The sequence below is a fragment of the Gilliamella sp. ESL0443 genome (genome assembly GCF_019469165.1).
GTDB classification, from domain to species: Bacteria; Pseudomonadota; Gammaproteobacteria; order Enterobacterales; family Orbaceae; genus Gilliamella; species Gilliamella apicola_E.
This window is the reverse complement of record NZ_CP048263.1, coordinates 13788-38957: the sequence shown is the minus strand read 5'-3', so window position 1 is coordinate 38957 and position 25170 is coordinate 13788. Positions and strand designations below refer to the sequence as shown.

Here is a 25170-nt window from a genome sequence, read left to right as displayed (position 1 = left end):
GATATAAATCAGCGGAATTCTTAGCCTATTAGATTAATGATGGAAAAAATAACAAAATTGGTAATCAAGAATGAGTATAAAAATCATCCCACGAGAGCAGCTTGAACAACAAAACACCGTAATTAGACAGATTCCCTTACTCTTTTATCCATCACCGAAAACACTTTATATTCATCGCGCTGAGCGTTTAAAAACGCTAGCACGAAACAATTCTTTAAGCGATTATTTAAATTTCTGCGCTAAGATTGTCGAGCAACAGGCTATTTTAATCAAAAAACCTATTGATATCTCTCCATCACTTAATAATGATTTTCCGCCATTAAGTTTGGAAAACTTACCATTAAATGATATTTGGCAAGATTATTTATTAATATTATTAAATTCATTTTCAAATACAACCTATCAAATTCAATCTGTTATTGAACAATTAAAACAAAACGATTCTAATCAACTTCAAGAGAAAGCACGCAACTTACTCAATGGTAAATTTAATTTGGTTGACGGTAATGAATCCATATTTATTTGGTCAGCTTTATCAGTCTATTATTGCCAACTAGCTAGTCAAATTAAAGGCAAAGCCGTCGCTGAAAATACCAATGAAAGCTGGCTATGCCCAGTGTGTAATAGTATGCCAGCTGCGAGTATTATTCAGCTTGGTGCAAATAATGGATTAAGATACCTTCATTGTAGCTTATGTGAAAGCGAATGGTATGTACCACGAGTGAAATGTACTTGTTGTGATAATATGCAAGATATTCAATACTTCTCTTTAGATAAAGAATTAGCTGCAATAAAAACCGAGTGCTGTGATGCTTGCCATAGCTATTTGAAAATCTTAGACCAAGATAAAGATCCTCATATCGAAATCATTGCTGATGATATTGCCTCATTAATATTGGATATCAAGACTGAAGAAGAAGGATTTGCAAAAAGTGGGTTAAATCCTTTTGTCTTTGCCCAATAAGAAATTACAAAAGTTAAAAATATTACTTAACATTTTGTAATATTAAGATTAGAATCATATCACTGTACTAGTTTACGAGTTCTTTATGATGAAACGCGCTATAATTTTAATATTGATGTTAGTAATTACGCCATTTTTCTGTTTGGCTAATGCGGTAAAAAATGTTGCGATAACAGCAATTGTTGAACACCCTTCATTAGACCAAATCCGTGATGGAGTAAAAGATGAGTTAACAGCAAATGGATTTAAGTTAAACGATAATTTAAATGTCCAATATCGAAGTGCCCAAGGTAGTAGTGCAACAGCCGCACAAATTGCCAGACAGTTCGTTGCAGCTAAACCAGACGTCATCGTTGCAATTGCAACACCAAGTGCTCAAGCAACAGTTGCCGCAACTAAACAAATACCCGTTGTTTTTGCAGGAATTACTGATCCAATTGCAGCAAAATTAATTAAAAATTGGAATCCCTCTCATAACAATGTTACTGGCGTTTCAGACTACCAAGAAATAGGCCCTCAAATTGAATTTATGAAAAAAGTTGTGCCTAATGTAAAATCTGTTGGTTATATTTATAGTCCTAGCGAAATTAATTCAACTGTAGTGTTAAAAAATCTTCAAAATGAACTTAGCCAACAAAATATTTCATTGGTGGCGGTGCCTGCCCAACGTACAGCGGATATTTCAACAGCAGCCAATACATTGAAAGGAAAAGTTGATCTGATCTACACCACAACAGATAACAACGTTGTTTCAGCTTATGAATCATTAGTTAAATTTGCCAATGAAAATAAAATCCCACTGTTAGCATCGTTTCCTGATGCCATTGAGCGAGGGGCTGTTGCTGCTTATGGAATGAGCTATTACGATGTAGGTCGTCAATCAGGTAAGCTGGTGGTAAGAGTTTTAAATGGAGAAGATCCTGGCAATATTAAACCCGAAATCGGACAAACATTACGCCTTGTCGTCAATACTGATGCAGCCAAAAAACAAGGAATCTCTTTACCTCCTGACATTATCGAGTCTGCCTATAAAGTTATTGGTCAAAAATAAAATCATATATCTAAATAAAATCAATTCTTTGTCCATTTTAATGGGCAAAGAATGTTCAAAAACCCCGTTCCTCACCTCAAAATTTTTTAAAATATTATTGATAAGTCTATTCTATTCATAATTCCTTGCAATAAGGTGTATTAAAATATTTACACATATACTTTTTATTAAATCTAGAAAATTATCTGTTTTTGCTTTATAGTAAACGTATAATTAGGTTGGTTGTAAAATAAATATTACAGGAGCACCACATGCGGAATTTAATCATCAAGCTTTTTATGTTACTTAGTTTGTCTGTAGTAACATTTTTTTCATTAGCAGATAATAAATCTGAGCAAAAATATGTCGCGATAACAGCAATTGTAGAACATCCTGCATTAGATAATGTTCGCAAAGGTGTTGAAGATGAATTAAAAGATAATGGCTATATTGTTGGTCAAAATTTAAAATTACAGTTTGCTAGTGCTCAAGGTAGTAGCGCTAATGCTGCCCAAATAGCAAAACAATTTGTTGCTAATAAGCCCAATGTTATCGTTGGTATTGCAACACCTAGCACCCAAGCTTTAGTGGCAACAACCAAAACGATTCCTATTGTATTCACTGCTGTCACTGATCCCGTTGCTGCTAAATTAACACCTAGTTGGGAAGCTTCTAAAACCAATGTAACTGGTGTATCAGATGCATTATCTTTAGAATCACAAATCGTTATGATGTTAAAAATTAAACCTGATGCAAAAAATATTGGTTATGTTTATAGCCCAAGTGAAGTAAATTCCACAATTGTGCTTAAAGAATTACAAGTTGCACTTGGAAAACGCGGCATGAAAATTATTGCTGCACCAGCACAACGAACATCTGATATTTCAACCGCCGCAATAAGTTTAAAAGGAAAAGTTGATCTGATCTACACAACAACCGATAATAACGTCGTTTCAGCTTATGAAGCATTAGCAAAGGTTGCCAATGAAAACAAAATTCCTCTTCTTGCATCAGATCCTGATTCAGCTGAACGAGGTGCAATTGCTGCTTTGGGAATGAGTTATTATGACCTTGGTCGCCAAGCAGGTAAAATTGTTATTCGAATTCTTAATGGTGAAAAACCAGGTGATATTCCACCACAAGTTGGTAACATCACACAATTAACTATTAATAAAAAGGCTGCTGAACGCCAAGGTGTCACTCTATCTGAAGAGGTTTTAAAATCAGCAGCAAAAATTGTTGAAAAATAATTTATTAAACCGTTTTAATAACTAAACCGCCTACTTTGGCGGTTACTTTTTTTAGTGGATATTTTCATGTCATTTGAATTTTTATTAGGCTCAGTTGGAATAGGACTTATTTACGCATTAGTTAGCTTAGGCGTGTTTATATCGTTTCGACTACTTGACTTCCCCGATCTAACCGCTGATGCGAGTTTCCCACTTGGTGGGGCAGTATGTGGTTTGTGTATGTATGTCGGTATTGATCCATGGATTGCAACTTTTCTAGGTATGTTTGCAGGTTGTATTGCCGGTGCAATGACTGGACTGTTATATGTTAAACTTAACATATTACAATTACTATCAAGTATTATCGTGATGATAGGCCTTTATTCAATTAATCTAAGAATTTTAGGATTAGGACCTTATCTCATGGATGAAACACCAAGAATGGCTGGTTCGCCTAATCTATCTTTACTCGATGCAAAAACTATTTTCTCTCCATTTATTAATGAAGATTATAGTAATCAATATTTAGTGCAACCACTTATGGTTTTAGCTTTTGTTGTTGTATTTTGGTTGCTACTTAACCTATTTTTAAATACCCAAATCGGATTGGCTTTAAGAGCGACTGGTACTAACCAACGAATGGCTAAATCCCAAGGAATTCCAACAGGTGGTATCACTATTTTAGGTATGGCAATTTCAAACGGATTAATCGCACTTGGTGGTTCATTATTTGTTCAAACTCAAGGCGGTGCTGACATTACTATTGGGGTGGGGACTATTGTTATCGGCCTTGCATCAATCATTATAGGTGAAAGTATTTTCCCAACAAAACGCATTTGGGCGGTTATGATTGCTGTTATTTTCGGCGCTATCTTATACCGTTTATTTATTGCCTTTGCACTTAGCAATGAATTTTTACAAGAGATCGGTGTCGGTACAGAAGATTTAAATCTTATCACGGCAATATTGGTTGTTTTAGCTTTAGTCTTACCAAAACAACTGAAAAAATACTCAAAAAGAAGAGGGAAGTAAGCATGATCAATGTTGGGCAATTGCAATTGACGTTTAATCAAGGAACACCAATTGAAAATCATGTATTACGAGGTTTAAATCTCAATATCAGTGAAGGTGAGTTTGTTACTATAATCGGTAGTAATGGCGCAGGAAAGAGTTCTTTACTTAATGTGATTAGTGGTGATTTGATTGCTGATTCGGGACATGTGATTATTAATAATAAAGATGTGACTCGTTGGCCTGCTTGGAAAAGAGCCGGTATGGTTGCACGAGTATTCCAAGATCCTATGGTAGGGACATGTGAAAATCTTACTATTGAAGAAAACTTAGCGATTGCTTATAACCGAGGTAATAGTTTCACTTTACTACCAGCATTAAATCGCAAGCTGAGGGCCTTATTTAAAGAAAAACTAGCAACACTCAATTTAGGCCTTGAGAATCGCTTATCAGATATGATGGGATTATTATCAGGAGGACAAAGACAAGCAGTAAGTCTATTAATGTCGACATTACAACCATCTAAGATTTTATTACTTGATGAACACACTGCTGCACTTGATCCCAAAACAGCACAATTCGTTTTGGATCTCACTAATGAAATTGTTTTAAAAAATAAGTTAACCACAATGATGGTTACCCATTCAATGAAACAAGCTTTAGAATACGGCACTAGAACAGTCATGCTTCATCAAGGGCAAGTGGTGCTTGATGTTTCAGGGGAAAAGCGAGATAAATTAACCGTCAATGATTTATTAGAGATGTTCGAAAAAACTCGCGGTGAAAAAGTAACAGATGATGCCCTACTTTTAGGCTAATAATAAAAATTTAAAGCAATATTTATTTAATGAATATTGCTTTTTTCAATCTATTGTTCATTTATTCAATCTCCATTAACACTGAATCTAACACGCTTTTATCCCTCACTATTAATGGTTATTGATTTTGTGAGTATTCTCAAAATCCATATTTTATCTACCAAATTAACTTTGGTTTCATTTAAGCGTTATTCATCCAATCATCCAATCATGAAGTCATTAAACCCTTTAATTTTTAATTTAATAATTTTGTTAATTTAGATGTATTTAGTATTTTAGAAAAGATTACTTTTCCCCCAAATTATCTTGTTACTAAAGATAATATGAAAGAAATTATGATGTTTTTAAGTTATAGGTAAGTAGCATTTAACGCATTAATTATTTAAAGGAAGTGTTTTGTTCTATTCTTTGATTTTCGTCGATTATTAAGCTGCTAAAAATATCAGAGAGATATAGGAATTTATTTGCTCAATAGTATTAAAAATACTGATCCCTAAATGCAAAAAAGCCCAGCATTGCTGCTGGGCTTTCGCTCTAATTTAAAAGTCTGGCGGCACCCTACTCTCACATGGGTAATACCCACACTACCATCGGCACTACGGCGTTTCACTTCTGAGTTCGGCATGGGGTCAGGTGGGACCACCGCGCTATTACCGCCAGACATATTCTGTCTTCTCTTTCTTTCAACTGATGATGATTATCACATATCTTCACCAATCGCTCAATCCGGAACAAACTGTTTTATTAATCTTTAACCATCTTTCGATGATTTCTTACTCTCAACTTCGCGTAACCCAAAACAACTCCGAGTTGTAAGGTTAAGACTCTCGGTTCATTAGTATCAGTTAGCTCAATGTATCACTACACTTACACACCTGACCTATCTACGTCTTAGTCTCAAACGGACCTTACTGAATCTCTTCAGGGAAAACTCATCTCGAGGCTAGTTTCGTGCTTAGATGCTTTCAGCACTTATCTATTCCGCACGTAGCTACCGGGCAATGCAATTGGCATCACAACCCGAACACCAGCGGTGCGTTCACTTCGGTCCTCTCGTACTAGAAGCAAACCCTCTCAATTTTCCTACGCCCATGGCAGATAGGGACCGAACTGTCTCACGACGTTCTAAACCCAGCTCGCGTACCACTTTAAACGGCGAACAGCCGTACCCTTGGGACCTACTTCAGCCCCAGGATGTGATGAGCCGACATCGAGGTGCCAAACACCGCCGTCGATATGAACTCTTGGGCGGTATCAGCCTGTTATCCCCGGAGTACCTTTTATCCGTTGAGCGATGGCCCTTCCATTCAGAACCACCGGATCACTATGACCTACTTTCGTACCTGCTCGAGCCGTCACTCTCGCAGTCAAGCTAGCTTTTGCCATTGCACTAACCTCCTGATGTCCGACCAGGATTAGCTAACCTTCGTGCTCCTCCGTTACTCTTTGGGAGGAGACCGCCCCAGTCAAACTACCCACCAGACAGTGTCCCTTACCTCGATTCAGAAGTATAGGTTAGAACATCAAACATTAAAGGGTGGTATTTCAAGGATGACTCCATGCATACTGGCGTACACACTTCATAGTCTCCCACCTATCCTACACATTAAGGCTCAATGTTCACTGTCAAGCTATAGTAAAGGTTCACGGGGTCTTTCCGTCTTGCCACGGGTACACCGCATCTTCACGGCAATTTCAATTTCACTGAGTCTCGGGTGGAGACAGCCTGGCCATCATTACGCCATTCGTGCAGGTCGGAACTTACCCGACAAGGAATTTCGCTACCTTAGGACCGTTATAGTTACGGCCGCCGTTTACTGGGGCTTCGATCAAGAGCTTCTGCTTACGCATAACCCCATCAATTAACCTTCCAGCACCGGGCAGGCGTCACACCGTATACGTCCACTTTCGTGTTTGCACAGTGCTGTGTTTTTATTAAACAGTTGCAGCCAGCTGGTATCTTCGACTGATTTCACCTCCATCCGCGTGGGACTTCAATTAACATCAGCGTGCCTTCTCCCGAAGTTACGGCACCATTTTGCCTAGTTCCTTCACCCGAGTTCTCTCAAGCGCCTGAGTATTCTCTACCTGACCACCTGTGTCGGTTTCGGGTACGATTAACTATAACCTGAAGCTTAGAGGATTTTCCTGGAAGCAGGGCATCAATTACTTCACTACCTTAGTAGCTCGTCATCACGCCTCAGGGTCTCAGTGACCGGATTTGCCTAATCACACCCCTACACGCTTAACCCACCATCCAATAGGTGGTAAACCTAGCCTTCTTCGTCCCCCCATCGCAGTTATAGCCAGTACGGGAATATTAACCCGTTTCCCATCAGATACGCCCTTCGGCCTCTCCTTAGGGGTCGACTCACCCTGCCCCGATTAACGTTGGACAGGAACCCTTGGTCTTCCGGCGAGCGGGCTTTTCACCCGCTTTATCGTTACTTATGTCAGCATTCGCACTTCTGATACCTCCAGCATGCCTCACAACACACCTTCTACGGCTTACAGAACGCTCCCCTACCCAATACACTTACGTGCACTGCCGCAGCTTCGGTGCATAGTTTTAGCCCCGTTACATCTTCCGCGCAGGCCGACTCGACTAGTGAGCTATTACGCTTTCTTTAAATGATGGCTGCTTCTAAGCCAACATCCTAGCTGTCTAAGCCTTCCCACTTCGTTTCCCACTTAACTATGACTTTGGGACCTTAGCTGGCGGTCTGGGTTGTTTCCCTCTTCACGACGAACGTTAGCACCCGCCGTGTGTCTCCCATGATTGAACTTGTCAGTATTCGGAGTTTGCATCGGGTTGGTAAGCCGGGATGGCCCCCTAGCCGAAACAGTGCTCTACCCCCAACAGTTATACATGAGGCGCTACCTAAATAGCTTTCGGGGAGAACCAGCTATCTCCCGGTTTGATTGGCCTTTCACCCCCAGCCACAGGTCATCCGCTAATTTTTCAACATTAGTCGGTTCGGTCCTCCAGTTAGTGTTAACCAACCTTCAACCTGCCCATGGCTAGATCACCGGGTTTCGGGTCTATACCCTGCAACTTAACGCACAGTTAATACTCGGTTTCCCTTCGGCTCCCCTATTCGGTTAACCTTGCTACAGAATATAAGTCGCTGACCCATTATACAAAAGGTACGCAGTCACTATTACCCAACGGTAACAGCTCCCACTGATTGTACGTACACGGTTTCAGGGTCTATTTCACTCCCCTCCCGGGGTTCTTTTCGCCTTTCCCTCACGGTACTGGTTCACTATCGGTCAATCAGGAGTATTTAGCCTTGGAGGATGGTCCCCCCATCTTCAGACAGGATATCACGTGTCCCGCCCTACTCTATAAGCTTCCACATAATGCATTTTCATGTACGGGACTTTCACCCTCTATCGTGCGACTTTCCAGACGCTTCCACTAATACATTATGCTACCCGCTTGGGCTACTCCCATTTCGCTCGCCGCTACTTTGGGAATCTCGGTTGATTTCTTTTCCTCGGGGTACTTAGATGTTTCAGTTCTCCCGGTTCGCCTCATCTGACTATGTATTCATCAGATGATAGTGCAGTCGCCTGCACTGGGTTTCCCCATTCGGACATCAACGGTTATAGCGCCTTTTATCGGCTCACCGTCGCTTTTCGCAGATTAACACGTCCTTCATCGCCTCTGATTGCCTAGGCATCCACCGTGTACGCTTAATTTCTTAACCTTACAACTCACAGTTGTCTTGGTTTTAATTACGCTTTTTTCTCTTTTCTACTTCATTACATTCATATTTTCATACAAATGCCTTCCGTAAAAACGAGAACTCGTTTCTTTCAGCTTGTTCCTAATTGTTAAAGAGCTTTATCTTTCTATTCATTCGAATATCAAATAAATACAAAAATAATTTTATTTTAGAAATAATCTCATCTGATGGCGTCCCCTAGGGGATTCGAACCCCTGTTACCGCCGTGAAAGGGCGATGTCCTAGGCCTCTAGACGAAGGGGACTTAATTATTTCTTATTAAACAAACAATCTGTGTGAACACTTACGAGCACTTCGTAAGGAGGTGATCCAACCGCAGGTTCCCCTACGGTTACCTTGTTACGACTTCACCCCAGTCATGAATCACACCGTGGTAAACGCCCTCCCGAAGGTTAAGCTATCTACTTCTGGTGCAACCCACTCCCATGGTGTGACGGGCGGTGTGTACAAGGCCCGGGAACGTATTCACCGTGACATTCTGATTCACGATTACTAGCGATTCCGACTTCATGGAGTCGAGTTGCAGACTCCAATCCGGACTTAGACGTACTTTCTGAGGTCCGCTTGCTCTCGCGAGGTCGCCTCCCTTTGTATACGCCATTGTAGCACGTGTGTAGCCCTGGTCGTAAGGGCCATGATGACTTGACGTCGTCCCCACCTTCCTCCGCTTTATCAACGGCAGTCTCCTTTGAGTTCCCGACCGAATCGCTGGCAACAAAGGATAAGGGTTGCGCTCGTTGCGGGACTTAACCCAACATTTCACAACACGAGCTGACGACAGCCATGCAGCACCTGTCTCACAGTTCCCGAAGGCACTCTCGCATCTCTGCAAGATTCTGTGGATGTCAAGACCAGGTAAGGTTCTTCGCGTTGCATCGAATTAAACCACATGCTCCACCGCTTGTGCGGGCCCCCGTCAATTCATTTGAGTTTTAACCTTGCGGCCGTACTCCCCAGGCGGTCGATTTATCGCGTTAGCTTCGGAGCCCATCACTCTAGGCAACAAACTCCAAATCGACATCGTTTACAGCGTGGACTACCAGGGTATCTAATCCTGTTTGCTCCCCACGCTTTCGCATCTCAGCGTCAGTATCTGTCCAGAAGGCCGCCTTCGCCACCGGTATTCCTCCACATCTCTACGCATTTCACCGCTACACGTGGAATTCTACCTTCCTCTACAATACTCTAGTTAACCAGTTTTAAGTGCAATTCCTAGGTTGAGCCCAGGGCTTTCACACCTAACTTAATTATCCGCCTACATGCCCTTTACGCCCAGTCATTCCGATTAACGCTCGCACCCTCCGTATTACCGCGGCTGCTGGCACGGAGTTAGCCGGTGCTTCTTCTGTAATTAACGTCAATTGATGCACCTATTAGATACATCACCTTCCTCATTACCGAAAGTACTTTACAACCCGAAGGCCTTCTTCATACACGCGGCATGGCTGCATCAGGGTTTCCCCCATTGTGCAATATTCCCCACTGCTGCCTCCCGTAGGAGTCTGGACCGTGTCTCAGTTCCAGTGTGGCTGGTCATCCTCTCAGACCAGCTAGAGATCGTCGCCTTGGTAAGCCTTTACCTTACCAACTAGCTAATCCCATATGGGTTCATCAAATGGCGCATGGCCCGAAGGTCCCATGCTTTGGTCTCTCAACGTTATGCGGTATTAGCAGTCGTTTCCAACTGTTGTCCCCCTCCATTCGGCAGATCCCCATACTTTACTCACCCGTCCGCCACTCGTCATCAAGTGCAAGCACTCATGTTACCGTTCGACTTGCATGTGTTAAGCCTGCCGCCAGCGTTCAATCTGAGCCATGATCAAACTCTTCAATTTAAAGTTTGATGCTCAATAACTGTCTCTGACATATTCAAATGAATCTTCAGTGTCACTTATCAAGACTTAATTTTTTCAGTCCGTAGACTTTTAATTTTTTGTCTCGCAAGTGCCCACACAGATTGTCTGTTTCTTCTTTTTAAAGAGCTGACAGCTTTAAATTCAACTAAACATTTTGTTGTTTTAGTTTGCTGTCTCAAGGGTTGCGTATGTTACTCACTTCACATGTTTACGTCAACCCCTATTTTGCAAAATTTGCTTTTTTTGGATTAAGTGATTGCTTTTTACACAAAGCAACGTCTTATAGGGTTATTTTTAACTGTTTTACGATAGCATCGGCTTTATTTATTGCTTCTTCCACTGTTACAGCACTAGCAAGTGCAACCCCCATTCTACGGCAACCTTCAACTTGTGGTTTGCCAAATAAACGTAAATCAGTATTTGGTTGACTTAATGCGTTATCTAAATTTGTGAACGATACCTGTTTTGATTCACCTTCAACCATTATGACCACAGATGCACTAGCATGATATTGTTCAATAAGTGGAATAGGCAAGCCTAATATGGCTCTGGCATGTAAGGCAAACTCAGATAGATTCTGGGAAATTAAAGTTACCATTCCAGTATCATGAGGACGAGGCGATACTTCACTAAACCAAACTTTATCGCCTTTAACAAACAGTTCAACACCAAATAAACCGTGTCCTCCTAATGCTTGAGTTATTTTGGTTGCAATATCTTTTGCTTGCTCTAAAGCGTTACAAGACATTTGTTGAGGCTGCCAAGATTCCCGATAATCGCCTTTTTCCTGACGATGCCCAATCGGTTCACAATAAGAAACACCATTGATATGCCTAACTGTTAATAAGGTAATTTCGTAATCAAAGTCGATAAAACCTTCTATAATAACTTTACCGCCACCAGCTCGACCACCTTCTTGTGCATATTTCCAGGCTAATTGAAGATCAGCTTCACTGCGTAATAATGTTTGCCCTTTACCGGAAGAGCTCATCACTGGTTTAACTAAGCAGGGATAACCAATCTCTTTTACAGCATCTTTAAATTCTATTTCGGTTGAAGCAAACCGATAAGGTGAAGTTGGTAGATTTAGTTGCTCAGCAGCAAGGCGACGAATTCCTTCTCTATTCATGGTTAACGCGACTGCTTTTGCAGTAGGAATAACCGTAAATCCCTCTTGCTCTAACTCAACTAAAGTTTGCGTTGCAATGGCTTCAATTTCAGGAACAATAAAATCCGGTTTTTCCTGTTCAATAATTTTTCTCAGTTCATTACCATCTAGCATATTAATAATATGATAACGATGAGCAACTTGCATTGCTGGTGCATTAGCATAGCGATCAACAGCAATAACTTCACAACCAAACCTTTGTAGCTCTATCACAACTTCTTTAGCCAATTCACCTGCGCCACACAGCATAACTTTGGTTGAAGTGGGTGATAACGGCGTCCCTAATTTAGCCATAATGTCCTCATACTCAGTTAACTATTTTTAATATCCTAAAAATAAAAAATCGGGAAAACGCACCCGATTTTTTATTTACAATTACGCTTGATAAGGATCACGTAGAATCATGGTTTCGCTACGATCCGGACCTGTTGATATAATATCAATTGGTGTTTCGGTTAATTCTTCAATTCGTTTGATATAGGATTTGGCTGCTTGTGGTAAAGCATCATAACTTTTAATACCAAACGTTGACTCGCTCCAACCAGGCATAGACTCATATACAGGTTTTACTAAACTCCAATCTTCAGCAGCAGCTGGTGCATTTTTGATGACATCACCATTTGGTAATTGATAACCAACACAGATTTTGACTTCTTTAAGACCATCTAAAACATCAAGTTTAGTTAAACAGAAACCAGAAACTGAATTTAGTTGTACGGCTTTTCGTACAGCAACCGCATCAAGCCAACCAGTACGACGACGACGACCAGTTGTTGCACCAAATTCATTACCTTGTTTGCAAAGATATTCACCCACATCATCAAATAATTCAGTTGGGAAAGGGCCTGCACCGACACGAGTAGAGTAAGCTTTAACAATACCTAAAACATAACCAACATAACGAGGACCAAAGCCTGATCCTGTTGCTACACCGCCAGCAGTAGTATTTGAAGAGGTAACAAAGGGATAAGTACCATGATCAATATCAAGTAAAGTACCTTGCGCCCCTTCAAACATGATTCTTTCGCCTTTTTTCCGAGCATCTTCTAATAGTGTCGGAATATCTGCAATCATAGCCACTAAAATATCTGCAATCGCTAATGTGTCATCAAGGACTTTTTGATAATCAACCGCTTCAACTTTATAGTAATTTACTAATTGAAAGTTGTGGTATTCCATAACTTCTTTCAATTTTTCAGCAAATGCTTGGCGATCACGTAAATCACCTACACGCAATCCACGACGAGCGACTTTATCTTCATATGCAGGACCGATACCTCGACCTGTGGTGCCTATCGCTTTATTACCACGTGCTTTTTCTCGAGCTTGGTCTAATGCTATATGATAAGGCAATATTAAAGGACATGATTCTGAAATTAGAAGTCTCTCTTTAACAGGGATACCATTTTCCTCAAGCTCTTTCATCTCTTTCATAAGAGCATCAGGACAAAGCACAACGCCATTTGCGATGATGCTAATGACATCATTACGTAAAATACCTGATGGAATTAAATGTAATACTGTTTTTTCACCATTAATAACTAAGGTATGGCCAGCATTATGTCCGCCTTGATAACGTACCACATATTTTGCTTTTTCTGTGAGTAAATCAACAACTTTTCCTTTGCCTTCATCACCCCATTGTGTACCTAGCACAACAACATTATTACTCATAGTTTATTTACTCATTGTATTATTTGTTAGACTTTAGTTTCATATATTGGAAAAATTCACTATCAGGACTAATGACCATAACATCATTACCTGTAAAACTTTGTTCATAAGCTTTCAAACTACGAATAAAACTAAAAAATTCAATATCTTTACCAAAAGCTTCTGCATAAAGTTTAGCTGCATTTGCATCACCTTCACCACGAATAGATCGAGCTTGGCGCTCAGCTTCCGATATTATTTTAGTTTTTTCAAATGTAGCTTTCGCTCTTATTTCTTCAGCTTTTTTAACACCTTCATATCGTTTTTCACGCGCAATAATATCACGTTCAGCTCGCATGTTAGCATAAATTGATCCTGACACTTCAGCAGGGAAATTGATTTGTTTGATTCGAACATCAATCACAACTACCCCAAAGGACCTCAAACTGGCTTTACTATTTTCAGGATCTTTTTTCGCATCATTGACCAATTTATCGATTGGTAAATTTTCTTCAACATCTTGCGGTGAACCATTTAATGCATCTTTAACACTTGCCATTAATGAATTTCTTGATTTGGTATCAGCATTAGTATCATTAATGATATCTCGGTTACTTAATTTACCTATTTCAGAACGCAAACGACCGTTTAAACGAGCCAAGATTAAGTCATTAACATCATTACCACCAGCAATAGTTTCATAATAACGATTAAAATCTACAATTTTCCATTGCACAAAATAATCGACTATTAACTCTTTCTTATGAACGTTAAAAAAGCGCTTTTCGTTATTATTATTTGAGCTATTAGTGGTTTGTATTTTAGCGTCGATTATTTTAATGCTATCAACAAGAGGCATTTTAAAATGGAGACCCGGTTGAGATAACCCAATAATCTTATTAAAACGTAAAACCACACCACGCGTGCCTTCTTCAATCACATAAACACTTGAATAAAGCCCAACAATTAAAATTAAAACTATAGGAATCAATAATTTTCGCATTTTTCTCTCCTTATCGACCCATAGCTCGGTTACTTCGATTAATAGAACTATTATTTTGAGTTGCAGTGTTATGAGTGTTATCAGTTGTAGCGTTTTGTGCTTCATTGTTATTTTGAGAAGTACTATCAACTGTTTCTGAAGCTGCTGGCGGGTTGTTATTGCCATCACTACTTAAATTTGATAAGTTTGCTGATTCAGGTTCAATTTTATTTTTCATTAATTTTTCTAACGGCAATACCAATAAGTTACCACTCTTATCATTAACAATCACTTTTTGGGTTTTAGTTAATACTTTTTCCATTGTTTCAATATATAAACGATCTTTAGTAATTTCAGGCGCTGCTTTATATTGTGGTAATAATTTTTCAAACCGTGCAACATCACCAGCTGCTTCTAATTCAACTTGTACTTTATAAGCATTTGCATCTTCTAAAATAGTGGCAGAACGACCTTCCGCTTGCTGAATTAACTGCACTTTATATGCTTCAGCTTTTTTTATTTCCCGCTCACTATCATTTTGAGCTCGAATAGCATCAGCATAAGCATCTTGCACCTCGACAGGAGGACGCGCTACTTGGAAGTTAAGATCGACAATAGTAATACCCATATCATAATGAGAAATAACATTGATGAGTTCTTCTTTTGTACTGTTCTCTAGAACTGAGCGTCCATCTGAAATAATTGCATCAATATTAGAGCTCCCGATAGATGTTCTAAGCGCACTATCTGCTGCTTGACGTAAGCTATCTTCAACATTAGTTACATTAAATAAATATTTGATAGGATCACTAATTCGATATTGAACATTCATTTCAACAAAGACTAGATTTTCACCGTTATAACTAGTCGTTATAATATCACCCTGAACATTAAAGTTATAAGTTCCTTGGGTATCTACTTTATAAACTGTATCAATAAATGCTGGATTCCAATTTAAACCAGGTTGGATAATTTCAGGTTGAACTTGTCCAAAACGAGTTATTACACCTCGTTGGTTTTGGTTGATGGTATAAAAACCACTTACCCCCCAAATCAAAGCAAGCACTAAAATCATCGACATAATAATTTTAGAAGAACTCAAGTTAATATCTGAGGAACTTCGATTATTACTTGATCCACCTCTTTTTAAGAGATCTTTAATTTGATCAAATATTCCTCCCGACGAAGAATTGGAAGGTTTTTTGTTATTTCCCCATGGGTCGTTATCTTGTCCGTTATTGCCGGGCTGATTCCACGCCATATTTTATATGCTCCATTTAACAATTAGTTGTTATTTTGCGTATTGATTAAGTATAACAGATCTGGCTCTTGTTTACAGAGGCGATTCCATTCAATTAAAGGTATTCTTATATTTAGGTGAAAACTCCCATCATCTTCAATGACTTCATTCTCCACTGCATTTAATTTATATAGCCGACTTCTAAGTTTAGCTAAATAAGGAGGTAAGTTTAATTGGCAAACTTGAATTTGCCCAGAGAGCCTCTCTTTTAATGCGGTAAATAAAAGATCTAATCCTAAACTATTTTGAGCTGAAATCCAAACGCGAATTGGTACACCATTTTCGTCCCGATCAATACTCGGTTCCTTACCTTCTATTAAATCAATTTTATTCATCACTAACAAAGTAGGAATATCATGTGCATCAATTTCCAGTAATACCTCATCAACGGCATGAATATTATCTAATATATTAGGATCAGCTGCATCAACAACATGTAATAGTAGTGATGCTTCCTGTGTTTCTAATAAAGTTGCTTTAAAAGCAGCAATAAGATCATGCGGTAAATGACGTATAAATCCGACTGTATCAGCTAAAACAACCTCTCCAACATCTTCAACATTAATGCGTCTTAAAGTCGGATCTAGCGTTGCAAACAATTGATCGGCAGCATAAACTTCAGCATTAGTTAATGCATTAAAGAGAGTCGATTTACCAGCATTTGTATAACCAACTAATGATACCGTTGATAAATCTGCTTTACTTCTAGATTGACGATTTTGATTGCGCTGTTTTTCAACTTTAGCAAGTCTTGATAAAATTAATTGAATACGATGGCGAATTAATCTTCTATCAGTTTCTAACTGAGTTTCACCAGGTCCACGAAGGCCAATTCCACCTTTTTGGCGTTCTAAATGAGTCCAACCACGAACTAATCGAGTAGATAAATATTGCAATTGTGCTAATTCAACTTGTAATTTACCTTCATGTGTTCTAGCGCGCTGAGCAAAAATATCGAGAATTAATCCAGTTCTATCTACTACGCGACATTCACATAATTGCTCAAGATTGCGTTCTTGGGTCGGTGTTAAAGTATGATTAACTAAAATGACTGAAGCATTAAGTACTTTTACTTTATCGGCGATTTCTAATGCTTTTCCTTCACCAATAAAATATTTAGCTTGTGGGGACTTTTTTGAGGTTGTCACAATATCGAGAATTTCAATTTGAGCAGAAGAAACAAGCACTTCAAACTCTTTTAAATCCTCGATATCGCTTTCTTGAGGGAAGAATACATGGACTAATAAGGCAGATTCACCACCTTTATATCGCTCAAACAATCACATTCTCCACCCAACTAATTAGCTTTCGCTGTCCTCTTCAGGTTGTGATATCAATCCAGAAATTGGTCTTGATGGTACCACAGTTGAGATAGCGTGCTTATATACCATTTGGCTAACAGTATTTTTTAATAAAATAACAAACTGATCAAATGATTCAATTTGTCCTTGTAATTTAATACCGTTAACTAAATAAATAGATACAGGAATATGCTCGCGACGAAGCAAATTTAAATAAGGATCTTGTAATGACTGCCCTTTTGACATGAGTTTATCCTTTAAAATGAAATAAAAATATAAAGATAAAATAAGTTTACAATCAAAAATAATAATTTAGGTGATTGCAATATAAAGTACTTATGTAGTGCTTATCAAAATAACATAAAAAACTCAGCTCTTAAACTAATCAACAGTAATTTATGCACAAATAACTAAAAATTTAATATATTAACGAAATTTATACAAACAAGTAACCATAATCGTTAAGAAAAGTAGAAATTTTTTTAAGAAATGAAAAAATTTAGCGTATTATAATAACCAATAGAAAAAATACCAAAAACTATTACTACTATTTGTAACTTAAAAAATCTGATTAAGAACTGAATCTATATTATCATTATTTAACCATGTTATCGATTGTTTCCAACCTCTAAGCCATGTAATTTGCCTTTTTGCTAATTGGCGAGTAGCACAAATTCCTTTAAAAACCATTTCATCATAACTAGTATCGCCATTTAAATATTCCCACATTTGACGATACCCTACGCAACGTATAGAAGGTAGATTTAAATGAAGATCGGGGCGCTGCATAAGTTTTTTTACTTCATCTTCAAAGCCTTGATCTAGCATTTGTAAAAAGCGTTGTTCAATTCGTTGATGTAATTCTGCTCTATCTTCCGGCATGATAGCTAATTGCATAATATCATAAGGTAATGCATCACCACTTTCTTTAGTTAATTCAGTTAAACTTTTACCAGTAATAAGATAAACCTCTAATGCTCGATTAAGGCGTTGTGGATCATTGGGATGGATTCGCTGAGCTGATACAGGATCAACTTTTTTTAACTCCTCATGAATCGCTTGCCAACCTAATCGATTTGCTTTTTCCTCAATTTGATCGCGAATATCACTATTTGCCGCAGGAAGAGGAGAAAGTCCTTCAATTAACGCCTTAAAATACAACATTGTTCCACCAACTAATAATGGCGTTCGGCCATTACTTAATGATTTTTCAATTTCTACAATCGCATCATGCCTAAAGTTAGCAGCAGAATAACTTTCTGCAGGGTCACAAATATCAATAAGTTTATGTGGATATTTAAGTTGTTCTTCTTTAGTTGGTTTTGCACTGCCAATATCCATACCTCGATAAATAAGTGCGGAATCAACACTAATAATATCTATAGGATACTTGTCGTAAAGCGCCATGGCATAAGCAGTTTTACCCGATGCGGTTGGCCCCATTAACGAAATAATTTTTGGTTTATTCATGATAAAATTGATTGTGAAAAAGATTGAAGATCAATCGGATATAAAAAGCTATCTTGTTGTAATAAATTAATATCTATCTGTTCTAATTGTACTAACAACTCGATAGCTTTAGTTACATTCCAATTTTCAACAGAATCATCTCCACAATTTTCAACTAACCAAGCTATAATTTGCGTTGGATCAAGCACATCCTTACCGGATGATAAAAGAAACGAAATTAAAGTTGGTAATAATTTTTGCCAATTTGTAGTTCTTAACATTTTTGGCACATTATGCAAATGCAATTTTGCTTTATCAATATAAAAATCAAAGCCTAAAAACTTCAATTGTTCTTGATAATCATTTAATACTTTTTGTTCTTTCTTATTAATCAAAATTGTCAATGGAATGAGTAATCTTTCTGACTCGTTAGATAATAATTTAACTGAATTTACTTTCTGTTGAGCAACCGACAACTTCATTAACATGAACTTTTGTTGATTATTTTCTGATTTTTCAATTAAGGCTATATCTGGTTGAATAACCGTTAATACTTTACCAAATTGTACTAGTGAAGATCTATCAATTTGCTGATGTAGTGATTGCAAAGGTACATTTCGTTTAGGAAACAATCCCTCAATAACCGCTTGTTGTGGTGCAGTTATAGAACTATCATCATCCGATAATTCAAAAGATTTTAAGAGCGTTTTTTCTATTGCTCCTTTTAACTTAGTATCAACCAATTGCCCATATAGTCTATTTTCTTTAACATGATTAATAGCTTTTTTAGGTAATGCGCTAGTTGGTGAATAAGTTTTATTCTCAGTTTTATTATTAAAAATATTCTCACCAGCTGCTTGCCGATTCGGCATCATTAGCACATTTCCGTCATTGGCAAGTTGTTGGTTTGACTCAAGCGCCATGACAATAGCTTGATAAACAAAATCATGCACCAATCTTGCTTCATGAAAACGCACTTCATGCTTAGCAGGATGAACATTCACATCAATTTGTTTAGGGTCGATCTGTAAAAAAATGACATAACTCTGTTGTTCATTAGTCCGGCTACTATAAGCTTGACGCAAAGCATGATTAATTAATTTATCTTTTATTACTCGCCCATTAACATAAAAATATTGCAACTCACTCACTTCACTGCTACTTACCCATCCTTGGATGAATAAATCATTATGTTGCCAATCTAATTTTATCGCTTTTTGAACAAATGTACGTCCACAAACTAATTCAACACGTTTTTCAAGAAGTGATTCTCGATACTGTTTGACGAGTTTCCCATTGTGCTGCAAATTAAAAGTAATATCAGGTCTAGCAAGTGCAATTCGACGAACAAACTCCTCAATATGCATAAATTCTGTTTTATCAGTTTTAAGAAAGCGACGTCTAGCAGGCGTATTGTAAAACAGATCAAGAACTTCAACCGTCGTTCCAACAGGATGTGCAGCCGGTTTAATTGTTGGTTTCATTTCACGACCTTCAGCATAAACTTGCCATGCTTCAGACTGATCAGCTGTGCGTGAAGTTAAGGTTAACCGAGCAACAGAACTGATACTTGCCAACGCTTCACCACGAAACCCCAAACTCATTATGGTATCTAAATCATCCAACGTATTAATTTTGCTGGTTGCATGGCGAGCTAAAGCTAATGCCAATTCATCTTTAGCAATACCATTACCATTATCACGAATACGAATTAATTTACTGCCACCTTGTTCAATATCAATATCAATTTGAGTACTACCAGCATCAATACTGTTTTCAACTAACTCTTTGATCACCGATACTGGTCGTTCTACCACTTCTCCGGCAGCGATTTGGTTAGCTAATTGAGGTGATAATATATGAATAGCCATTAATGCTGTTTTCCAAATTTAGGGTTCTGTTTGACATAATTTTTTATACCTTGATAAATCAATTTAGCAATTTTATCTTGGTGGGCATTACTTGCTAACAAACTTTCTTCAGTTTCGTTAGTAATAAATCCAACTTCAATTAATATTGAAGGGATATCAGGTGAACGCAATACACCTAAACTTGCATGTTCAGGCCTATTCTTATGCAATTTAATAACACCTTTCATCTCTTTTAAAACCTGAGTGGCTAATTCATAGCCAACCCGCTGAGAATAAGAGAATTGTAAATCTAATACTGCTTGGCTTAAATTTTGGTCATGATCATCACTTAATGCGTCACCTGCACCACCTAATAATTGCGATTGTTTTTCATCTTGTTCAAGCCAGCGCCCCAATTCTGTATCGGCGCGTTTAGTAGATAATACCCAAACTGATGCACCAGACGCGCTACGATTAGGTGCAGCATCTGCATGAATAGAAATTAATAAGTTTGCTTTACTTTTACGGGCAATATCAGAACGTTGAGGTACAGAAATAAAATTGTCCGTGCTACGTGTTAATACGCCTTTGAAGTTAGGATCTTTATTCAATAAATTAGTTAATTTTTTTGCTATCGAAATGGTGACATTTTTTTCGTATAACTTATTTTTACCAACGGCACCAGAATCCTTACCACCATGACCAGCATCAACAGCAATAACGACTTGTGAAGCATAAACTGAGCCACAAAGCAGTAATAATATAAAAAAAGTGAGTATTTTTTTCATTTTTTTCGCTAATTTTATTGGTTAATAATAGCTTGCCCTTTTTCACTGTTTGCTTGCAAACAAACTGTGCGTTCAAACGCCAAATAAGCCAAATGAATTTCAATATCGGCTGGAGGTAAAATACCTTCAGCCTGCATAGGCCACTCAATTAAGCAAATTGATTTCGATGAAAAATATTCACGAATCCCCATAAACTCTAACTCTTCTGGATCAGCTAATCGATATAAGTCAAAGTGATATACTGAAAACATATCAAATTGATAAGGTTCAACAAGAGTATAAGTCGGACTTTTAACATTTCCGACATGTCCGAGCTGCTGCAAAAAGCCACGGCTAAACGTTGTTTTACCAGCACCGAGATCGCCTATCAGATAGATAACAATTGCACTATCATGATTAGACAAATATTTTAAACACTGCTCAGCCAATTGTTGACCAAACAAAATTGTTTCTTGTTCATTGGCTAAAATAATAGGTTTCATGACGAATTCTTTGCTCAATAAATAGTCCTTATTATATACTAATAAAGATGTACCAAGTAAAATTAACTCTAATTTATATCAAAAAAAGTTGAGGAACGGGGTTTTTGAAGGGTAATTTAAGGGTAACAAATGCTACATACCATCACAACAAATAACCAATCAACAATTGATCCAACGCTAATTTCAGCGCAAGATGCAGTACTTTTCTGGCAAAATGGCGTAATTATAGCTTGTCAAAATAATCCCATATTGAAGGCTATTTTACAAAATACCCAAAATTGTTTTGTGCTTGATAATGATATTAATGCTCGTAATTTAGCTTCACTAATAGATCCAAGAGTAGAAATAATCAGTATGCAGCAGGTTGTTGATTTAACTGTTAACTATTTCCCACAAATGAATTGGGAGTAATTTGACTAATTATCTTAAACCGGTATTTATCTTAATATCACTGCTACCATCTTCAATTTGCAAATAGGCTTACCTCAGTTTAATATAATTTTTAACAATAGTTGGTAAACATACAAAATTTAATGGCAAACTTATTAAGTCTTTTAGAAATCAATTCATTATTAAAAAAAGGTGAAGTGGTTGCTTATCCAACTGAAGCTGTTTTTGGTTTAGGTTGTGATCCCGATTGTGAATCAGCAGTTTTTAAATTGTTAAAATTAAAACAACGTTCAGTTGAAAAAGGTTTAATTTTAATTGCGAGTCACTATGAACAACTGATCCCTTATATTGATCAATCGGCTTTGACTCAAGTTCAAAAACAGATGGCTATTGATAGTTGGCCCGGTCCTAATACTTGGGTTTTTCCGAAAAATATTAATACACCAAATTTTTTGAGCGGAAAATATCATTCTATCGCCGTTCGCGTTACTGATCATCCATTAGTATGTAAACTTTGTGATTTATTTGGTAAGCCATTAGTTTCGACAAGTGCCAACCTTTCTGGTCATCAATCTTGTAAAACAGCAATAGAAGTTGCAAACCAATTTGGTCAATTTTTTCCAATTTTAGATGGTAAAACCGGTGAGCGTTCACAACCATCAATCATCCGGGATGTCCAAACTGGTACTATCATTCGACAAGGATAATATTATGCAAAATTTATACATTGGCGTAATGTCAGGTACCAGTATGGATGGTGTTGATATTGCATTAGTTGATATTACTGATGGGAATATTACTTCGATTGCTAGTGATTGCTACCCAATGCCAACTGAAATTAAAAGTCAATTATTAACGCTTTGTAATAGTAAGCAAACTACATTACAAGCGCTCGGTGAGCTTGATCACCAGCTTGGTATGCTTTACGCAATAAGCATTGATCAGTTTATAAAGCAAAATCATATTGATAAAAAACAAGTTAAAGCCATTGGTTGCCATGGGCAAACTATTTATCATTCTCCTAATAGCCAACATCCCTTTACTATGCAAATTGGTGATGCCAATATCATTGCTGCTAAAACAGGCATTACAACAATTGCTGATTTTCGTCGTAAAGATATGGCTTATGGTGGCCAAGGAGCACCATTAGTTCCGGCTTTTCACAAAGCGATATTCTTAAATCCGTCAATTAATTGTGTTGTTTTAAATATTGGTGGTATTAGCAATATTTCCGTTCTAATACCAGGCCAACCTGTAATTGGTTATGACACTGGGCCAGGCAATGTTTTACTTGATAGTTGGATAAATAAAAATCTAGGGAAAAACTATGATAAAGACGGCTTATGGGCTAAATTAGGAAAAGTTGATCAAAGTTTATTAAATACGTTATGTGATGAAAATTATTTTCAACTACCAGCCCCAAAAAGTACTGGTAGAGAATTATTTAACTTAACTTGGCTTAACCAAAAACTCAGTAACTTCAATCTAAACGCTCAAGATATTCAAGCAACACTCGTTGAATTTACTGCTACCACTGTTGCTCATGAGATTAATAAATTATTAATAAATGCTCATTTACCTTGTCAATTGCTAGTTTGTGGCGGAGGGGCAAAAAATCCTCTGATAATGAAACGATTTTCAGCATTATTACCAAAATGGGAAGTTTTGACCACAGATGTGAAAGGGGTAAACAGTGACGATATGGAAGCGATTGCTTTCGCTTGGCTTGCATATTGTAGGATGAATAATATTCCATCTAATATTCCAGAAGTAACTGGAGCAAACCAAGCGGTAAGCTTAGGAGTTATTTATCAATAATAACCTTTAATTTGATAATTTTGATTGCTTATTATAACCAATTAATTCAGATATTTTAGCGGCAGCTTGGCTAATTTCACCGACAAGTTTAGCTTCATCTTCTGCTGTATTACATCTAAAGATAGAGGTTGATAAACTTAAAGCTGCAATAATATTACCTAAACGATTATAAATTGGCACAGCAAAACAACGTAAACCAAGCTCTGATTCTTCATCATCTTTGCCATACCCTAAACGTTTAACTTCATCAAGTTCAGCAAAAAATGCCTCTTTACTGGTAATTGTTTTAGGTGTGTATCGAACAAAATTAATGCCGTTTACTAAGCTTTTTTTGCTTTCATCATCTAACCAAGCCAATAAAACCTTACCTAAACCACTGGCATGTACAGTTGCTTGATTACCAATTTTAGAAGTTAAACAAAGACTATATTGTTCTGATGCCACTTTATTAATATAAATAATTTGGTCACCTTCACGAACAGCTAAGTGGATCGTTTCTTTAGTTTTATCCCTTAGCTTTCTCATTTCTAAATCAGCAATAGCTAAAAAGTTTTGGTGATAAAGTACACGGTTGCCTAAATCAAGTAATTTTAAATTAAGAGAATATTTATCTGAATCTTCTTCTTGATTAACATAACCTAATGATTTCATGGTTTGTAAAAAACGGTAGGCAGTGCTTTTGGGCATCATTACTTTTTGCGATAATTCTGATATAGCAATGTCTTTAGATTCGGATAAAGCTTCTAAAATTCCGAAAACTTTTAAAACCGAAGCAACCGATTCTGGTGAGCTATCATTCATTATTAGCACATCTCCTTACTAAAAATTAGTCATTATTCTATTATTAAGTGATCAACTAGAACAAATCAAAATTATCGAAAGTATATCATAATTAATAATGAACTAGCTATTTTATAAAAAATCTAATCTTTGAGGAGTAAACATATCAAGCAAAACGCCAGCTTGTTTGCAAACACAACCATGTTCAATATTGGGTTTTTTATATAATGTATCACCAGCACGAACAATCTTAGTCTCATCACCGATAGTAAATTCAAATTCACCAGACAAAACATAGGTTAGTTGTTCATGTGGATGATGATGCATCGCACCAATTGCGCCAGTTTCAAAATGAACTTCAACCGCCATCATATTACCATCATGAGCTAAAATTTTACGTTTAACCCCATTTCCTAAATCAATTAATTCAATATCTGAATTAAAACAAAACATGACATTACTCCTAAATTTATAAAAAAAACAGAGATAATAAATAACATCCTTTTATTTTATTATCTCTTAAATTATCTAATTTTTAACCTTATTTTA

General features: G+C 37.4%; 19 protein-coding genes, 1 tRNA gene, 3 rRNA genes and 1 pseudogene. 8 read left to right on the top strand and 16 right to left on the bottom strand.

The annotated features are described in order from the left end of the window. Window positions 1-70: 70 nt before the first annotated feature. The 5 genes from fdhE to GYM76_RS00150 all read left to right on the top strand — a co-directional run bounded on the left by fdhE (window position 71) and on the right by GYM76_RS00150 (window position 5052). Window positions 71-964: a formate dehydrogenase accessory protein FdhE gene (gene fdhE / locus GYM76_RS00170; protein WP_220225500.1), complete on the top strand. Its 894-nt coding sequence runs from the start codon at window positions 71-73 to the stop codon at window positions 962-964. A gap of 85 nt (window positions 965-1049) precedes the next feature. Beyond that, window positions 1050-2015, top strand: a complete 966-nt coding sequence (locus GYM76_RS00165; protein WP_220225499.1) for an ABC transporter substrate-binding protein — start codon at window positions 1050-1052, stop codon at window positions 2013-2015. Between the two features lie 251 nt (window positions 2016-2266). Then, on the top strand, window positions 2267-3244 hold the full coding sequence (locus GYM76_RS00160; protein WP_255561356.1) for an ABC transporter substrate-binding protein: 978 nt from the start codon (window positions 2267-2269) through the stop codon (window positions 3242-3244). 66 nt (window positions 3245-3310) lie between these two features. Beyond that, a complete protein-coding gene (locus tag GYM76_RS00155) occupies window positions 3311-4255 on the top strand; it encodes an ABC transporter permease (protein WP_065561756.1) in 945 nt (314 codons plus the stop codon). Between the two features lie 2 nt (window positions 4256-4257). Beyond that, window positions 4258-5052, top strand: a complete 795-nt coding sequence (locus GYM76_RS00150; protein WP_065561755.1) for an ABC transporter ATP-binding protein — start codon at window positions 4258-4260, stop codon at window positions 5050-5052. Window positions 5053-5597: 545 nt separating this feature from the next. On the opposite strand, the gene rrf is transcribed toward GYM76_RS00150, so the two are convergent. The 14 genes and pseudogenes from rrf to tsaE form a co-directional block, all read right to left on the bottom strand. Continuing rightward, a 5S ribosomal RNA gene (gene rrf / locus GYM76_RS00145) occupies window positions 5598-5713 on the bottom strand. 153 nt (window positions 5714-5866) lie between these two features. Further along, a 23S ribosomal RNA gene (locus GYM76_RS00140) occupies window positions 5867-8765 on the bottom strand. 207 nt (window positions 8766-8972) lie between these two features. Beyond that, window positions 8973-9048: transfer RNA gene (locus tag GYM76_RS00135), tRNA-Glu, on the bottom strand. Window positions 9049-9101: 53 nt separating this feature from the next. Beyond that, a 16S ribosomal RNA gene (locus GYM76_RS00130) occupies window positions 9102-10639 on the bottom strand. Together the 16S, 23S and 5S rRNA genes with 1 tRNA gene alongside form the textbook arrangement of a ribosomal RNA operon. A gap of 301 nt (window positions 10640-10940) precedes the next feature. After that, window positions 10941-12122, bottom strand: a complete 1182-nt coding sequence (gene purT, locus GYM76_RS00125; RefSeq protein ID WP_255561355.1) for a formate-dependent phosphoribosylglycinamide formyltransferase — start codon at window positions 12120-12122, stop codon at window positions 10941-10943. Window positions 12123-12203: 81 nt separating this feature from the next. Next, a complete protein-coding gene (locus tag GYM76_RS00120; RefSeq protein ID WP_065561908.1) occupies window positions 12204-13502 on the bottom strand; it encodes an adenylosuccinate synthase in 1299 nt (432 codons plus the stop codon). 19 nt (window positions 13503-13521) lie between these two features. Then, a complete protein-coding gene (gene hflC / locus GYM76_RS00115) occupies window positions 13522-14484 on the bottom strand; it encodes a protease modulator HflC (RefSeq protein WP_065561907.1) in 963 nt (320 codons plus the stop codon). Window positions 14485-14494: 10 nt separating this feature from the next. Next, on the bottom strand, window positions 14495-15724 hold the full coding sequence (gene hflK, locus GYM76_RS00110) for an FtsH protease activity modulator HflK (protein WP_220225498.1): 1230 nt from the start codon (window positions 15722-15724) through the stop codon (window positions 14495-14497). Window positions 15725-15747: 23 nt separating this feature from the next. After that, the gene (gene hflX, locus GYM76_RS00105; protein ID WP_220225497.1) at window positions 15748-17043 is read right to left on the bottom strand and encodes a ribosome rescue GTPase HflX; all 1296 of its coding nucleotides are present in this window, start codon (window positions 17041-17043) and stop codon (window positions 15748-15750) included. Between the two features lie 21 nt (window positions 17044-17064). Next, window positions 17065-17310, bottom strand: a complete 246-nt coding sequence (gene hfq / locus GYM76_RS00100; protein ID WP_065561904.1) for an RNA chaperone Hfq — start codon at window positions 17308-17310, stop codon at window positions 17065-17067. Window positions 17311-17622: 312 nt separating this feature from the next. Further along, on the bottom strand, window positions 17623-18534 hold the full coding sequence (gene miaA / locus GYM76_RS00095) for a tRNA (adenosine(37)-N6)-dimethylallyltransferase MiaA (RefSeq protein ID WP_220225496.1): 912 nt from the start codon (window positions 18532-18534) through the stop codon (window positions 17623-17625). Next, the gene (mutL, locus tag GYM76_RS00090; RefSeq protein ID WP_220225495.1) at window positions 18531-20384 is read right to left on the bottom strand and encodes a DNA mismatch repair endonuclease MutL; all 1854 of its coding nucleotides are present in this window, start codon (window positions 20382-20384) and stop codon (window positions 18531-18533) included. Before mutL ends, miaA begins: the two co-directional genes overlap by 4 nt. A 20-nt stretch (window positions 20385-20404) precedes the next feature. Next, a pseudogene (locus GYM76_RS00085) lies at window positions 20405-21097 on the bottom strand (N-acetylmuramoyl-L-alanine amidase); the annotation flags it as partial. Between the two features lie 68 nt (window positions 21098-21165). Further along, a complete protein-coding gene (gene tsaE / locus GYM76_RS00080; RefSeq protein WP_220225493.1) occupies window positions 21166-21633 on the bottom strand; it encodes a tRNA (adenosine(37)-N6)-threonylcarbamoyltransferase complex ATPase subunit type 1 TsaE in 468 nt (155 codons plus the stop codon). A 129-nt stretch (window positions 21634-21762) separates the two neighbouring features. On the opposite strand from tsaE, the gene tusB reads away from it, so the two are divergent. The 3 genes from tusB to GYM76_RS00065 all read left to right on the top strand — a co-directional run bounded on the left by tusB (window position 21763) and on the right by GYM76_RS00065 (window position 23841). Then, window positions 21763-22044 (top strand): sulfurtransferase complex subunit TusB, encoded by a 282-nt coding sequence (gene tusB / locus GYM76_RS00075; RefSeq protein ID WP_220225492.1) that lies wholly within the window; start codon window positions 21763-21765, stop codon window positions 22042-22044. 122 nt (window positions 22045-22166) lie between these two features. Beyond that, window positions 22167-22730 carry a Sua5/YciO/YrdC/YwlC family protein gene (locus GYM76_RS00070; RefSeq protein ID WP_065561898.1) on the top strand — a complete coding sequence of 188 codons (564 nt, stop codon included), beginning with the start codon at window positions 22167-22169 and terminating at the stop codon, window positions 22728-22730. 4 nt (window positions 22731-22734) lie between these two features. Then, window positions 22735-23841 (top strand): anhydro-N-acetylmuramic acid kinase, encoded by a 1107-nt coding sequence (locus GYM76_RS00065; RefSeq protein WP_220225491.1) that lies wholly within the window; start codon window positions 22735-22737, stop codon window positions 23839-23841. 6 nt (window positions 23842-23847) lie between these two features. Here GYM76_RS00065 and kdgR read toward each other — a convergent pair whose 3' ends face one another. Together kdgR and GYM76_RS00055 are read right to left on the bottom strand one after the other, a co-directional pair. Then, entirely contained in the window at window positions 23848-24642 is a 795-nt protein-coding gene (gene kdgR, locus GYM76_RS00060; RefSeq protein WP_220225490.1) for a DNA-binding transcriptional regulator KdgR, read from the bottom strand. A gap of 111 nt (window positions 24643-24753) precedes the next feature. Further along, window positions 24754-25074, bottom strand: a complete 321-nt coding sequence (locus tag GYM76_RS00055; RefSeq protein ID WP_065561895.1) for a cupin domain-containing protein — start codon at window positions 25072-25074, stop codon at window positions 24754-24756. Window positions 25075-25170: the final 96 nt, after the last annotated feature.

Coding starts and splice junctions, on each gene's coding strand:
- fdhE (WP_220225500.1), top strand. CDS start 71: ATGAGTATAAAAATCATCCCACGAGAGCAGCTTGAACAACAAAACACC.
- GYM76_RS00165 (WP_220225499.1), top strand. CDS start 1,050: ATGATGAAACGCGCTATAATTTTAATATTGATGTTAGTAATTACGCCA.
- GYM76_RS00160 (WP_255561356.1), top strand. CDS start 2,267: ATGCGGAATTTAATCATCAAGCTTTTTATGTTACTTAGTTTGTCTGTA.
- GYM76_RS00155 (WP_065561756.1), top strand. CDS start 3,311: ATGTCATTTGAATTTTTATTAGGCTCAGTTGGAATAGGACTTATTTAC.
- GYM76_RS00150 (WP_065561755.1), top strand. CDS start 4,258: ATGATCAATGTTGGGCAATTGCAATTGACGTTTAATCAAGGAACACCA.
- purT (WP_255561355.1), bottom strand. CDS start 12,122: ATGGCTAAATTAGGGACGCCGTTATCACCCACTTCAACCAAAGTTATG.
- GYM76_RS00120 (WP_065561908.1), bottom strand. CDS start 13,502: ATGAGTAATAATGTTGTTGTGCTAGGTACACAATGGGGTGATGAAGGC.
- hflC (WP_065561907.1), bottom strand. CDS start 14,484: ATGCGAAAATTATTGATTCCTATAGTTTTAATTTTAATTGTTGGGCTT.
- hflK (WP_220225498.1), bottom strand. CDS start 15,724: ATGGCGTGGAATCAGCCCGGCAATAACGGACAAGATAACGACCCATGG.
- hfq (WP_065561904.1), bottom strand. CDS start 17,310: ATGTCAAAAGGGCAGTCATTACAAGATCCTTATTTAAATTTGCTTCGT.
- miaA (WP_220225496.1), bottom strand. CDS start 18,534: ATGAATAAACCAAAAATTATTTCGTTAATGGGGCCAACCGCATCGGGT.
- mutL (WP_220225495.1), bottom strand. CDS start 20,384: ATGGCTATTCATATATTATCACCTCAATTAGCTAACCAAATCGCTGCC.
- tsaE (WP_220225493.1), bottom strand. CDS start 21,633: ATGAAACCTATTATTTTAGCCAATGAACAAGAAACAATTTTGTTTGGT.
- tusB (WP_220225492.1), top strand. CDS start 21,763: ATGCTACATACCATCACAACAAATAACCAATCAACAATTGATCCAACG.
- GYM76_RS00070 (WP_065561898.1), top strand. CDS start 22,167: ATGGCAAACTTATTAAGTCTTTTAGAAATCAATTCATTATTAAAAAAA.
- GYM76_RS00065 (WP_220225491.1), top strand. CDS start 22,735: ATGCAAAATTTATACATTGGCGTAATGTCAGGTACCAGTATGGATGGT.
- kdgR (WP_220225490.1), bottom strand. CDS start 24,642: ATGAATGATAGCTCACCAGAATCGGTTGCTTCGGTTTTAAAAGTTTTC.
- GYM76_RS00055 (WP_065561895.1), bottom strand. CDS start 25,074: ATGTTTTGTTTTAATTCAGATATTGAATTAATTGATTTAGGAAATGGG.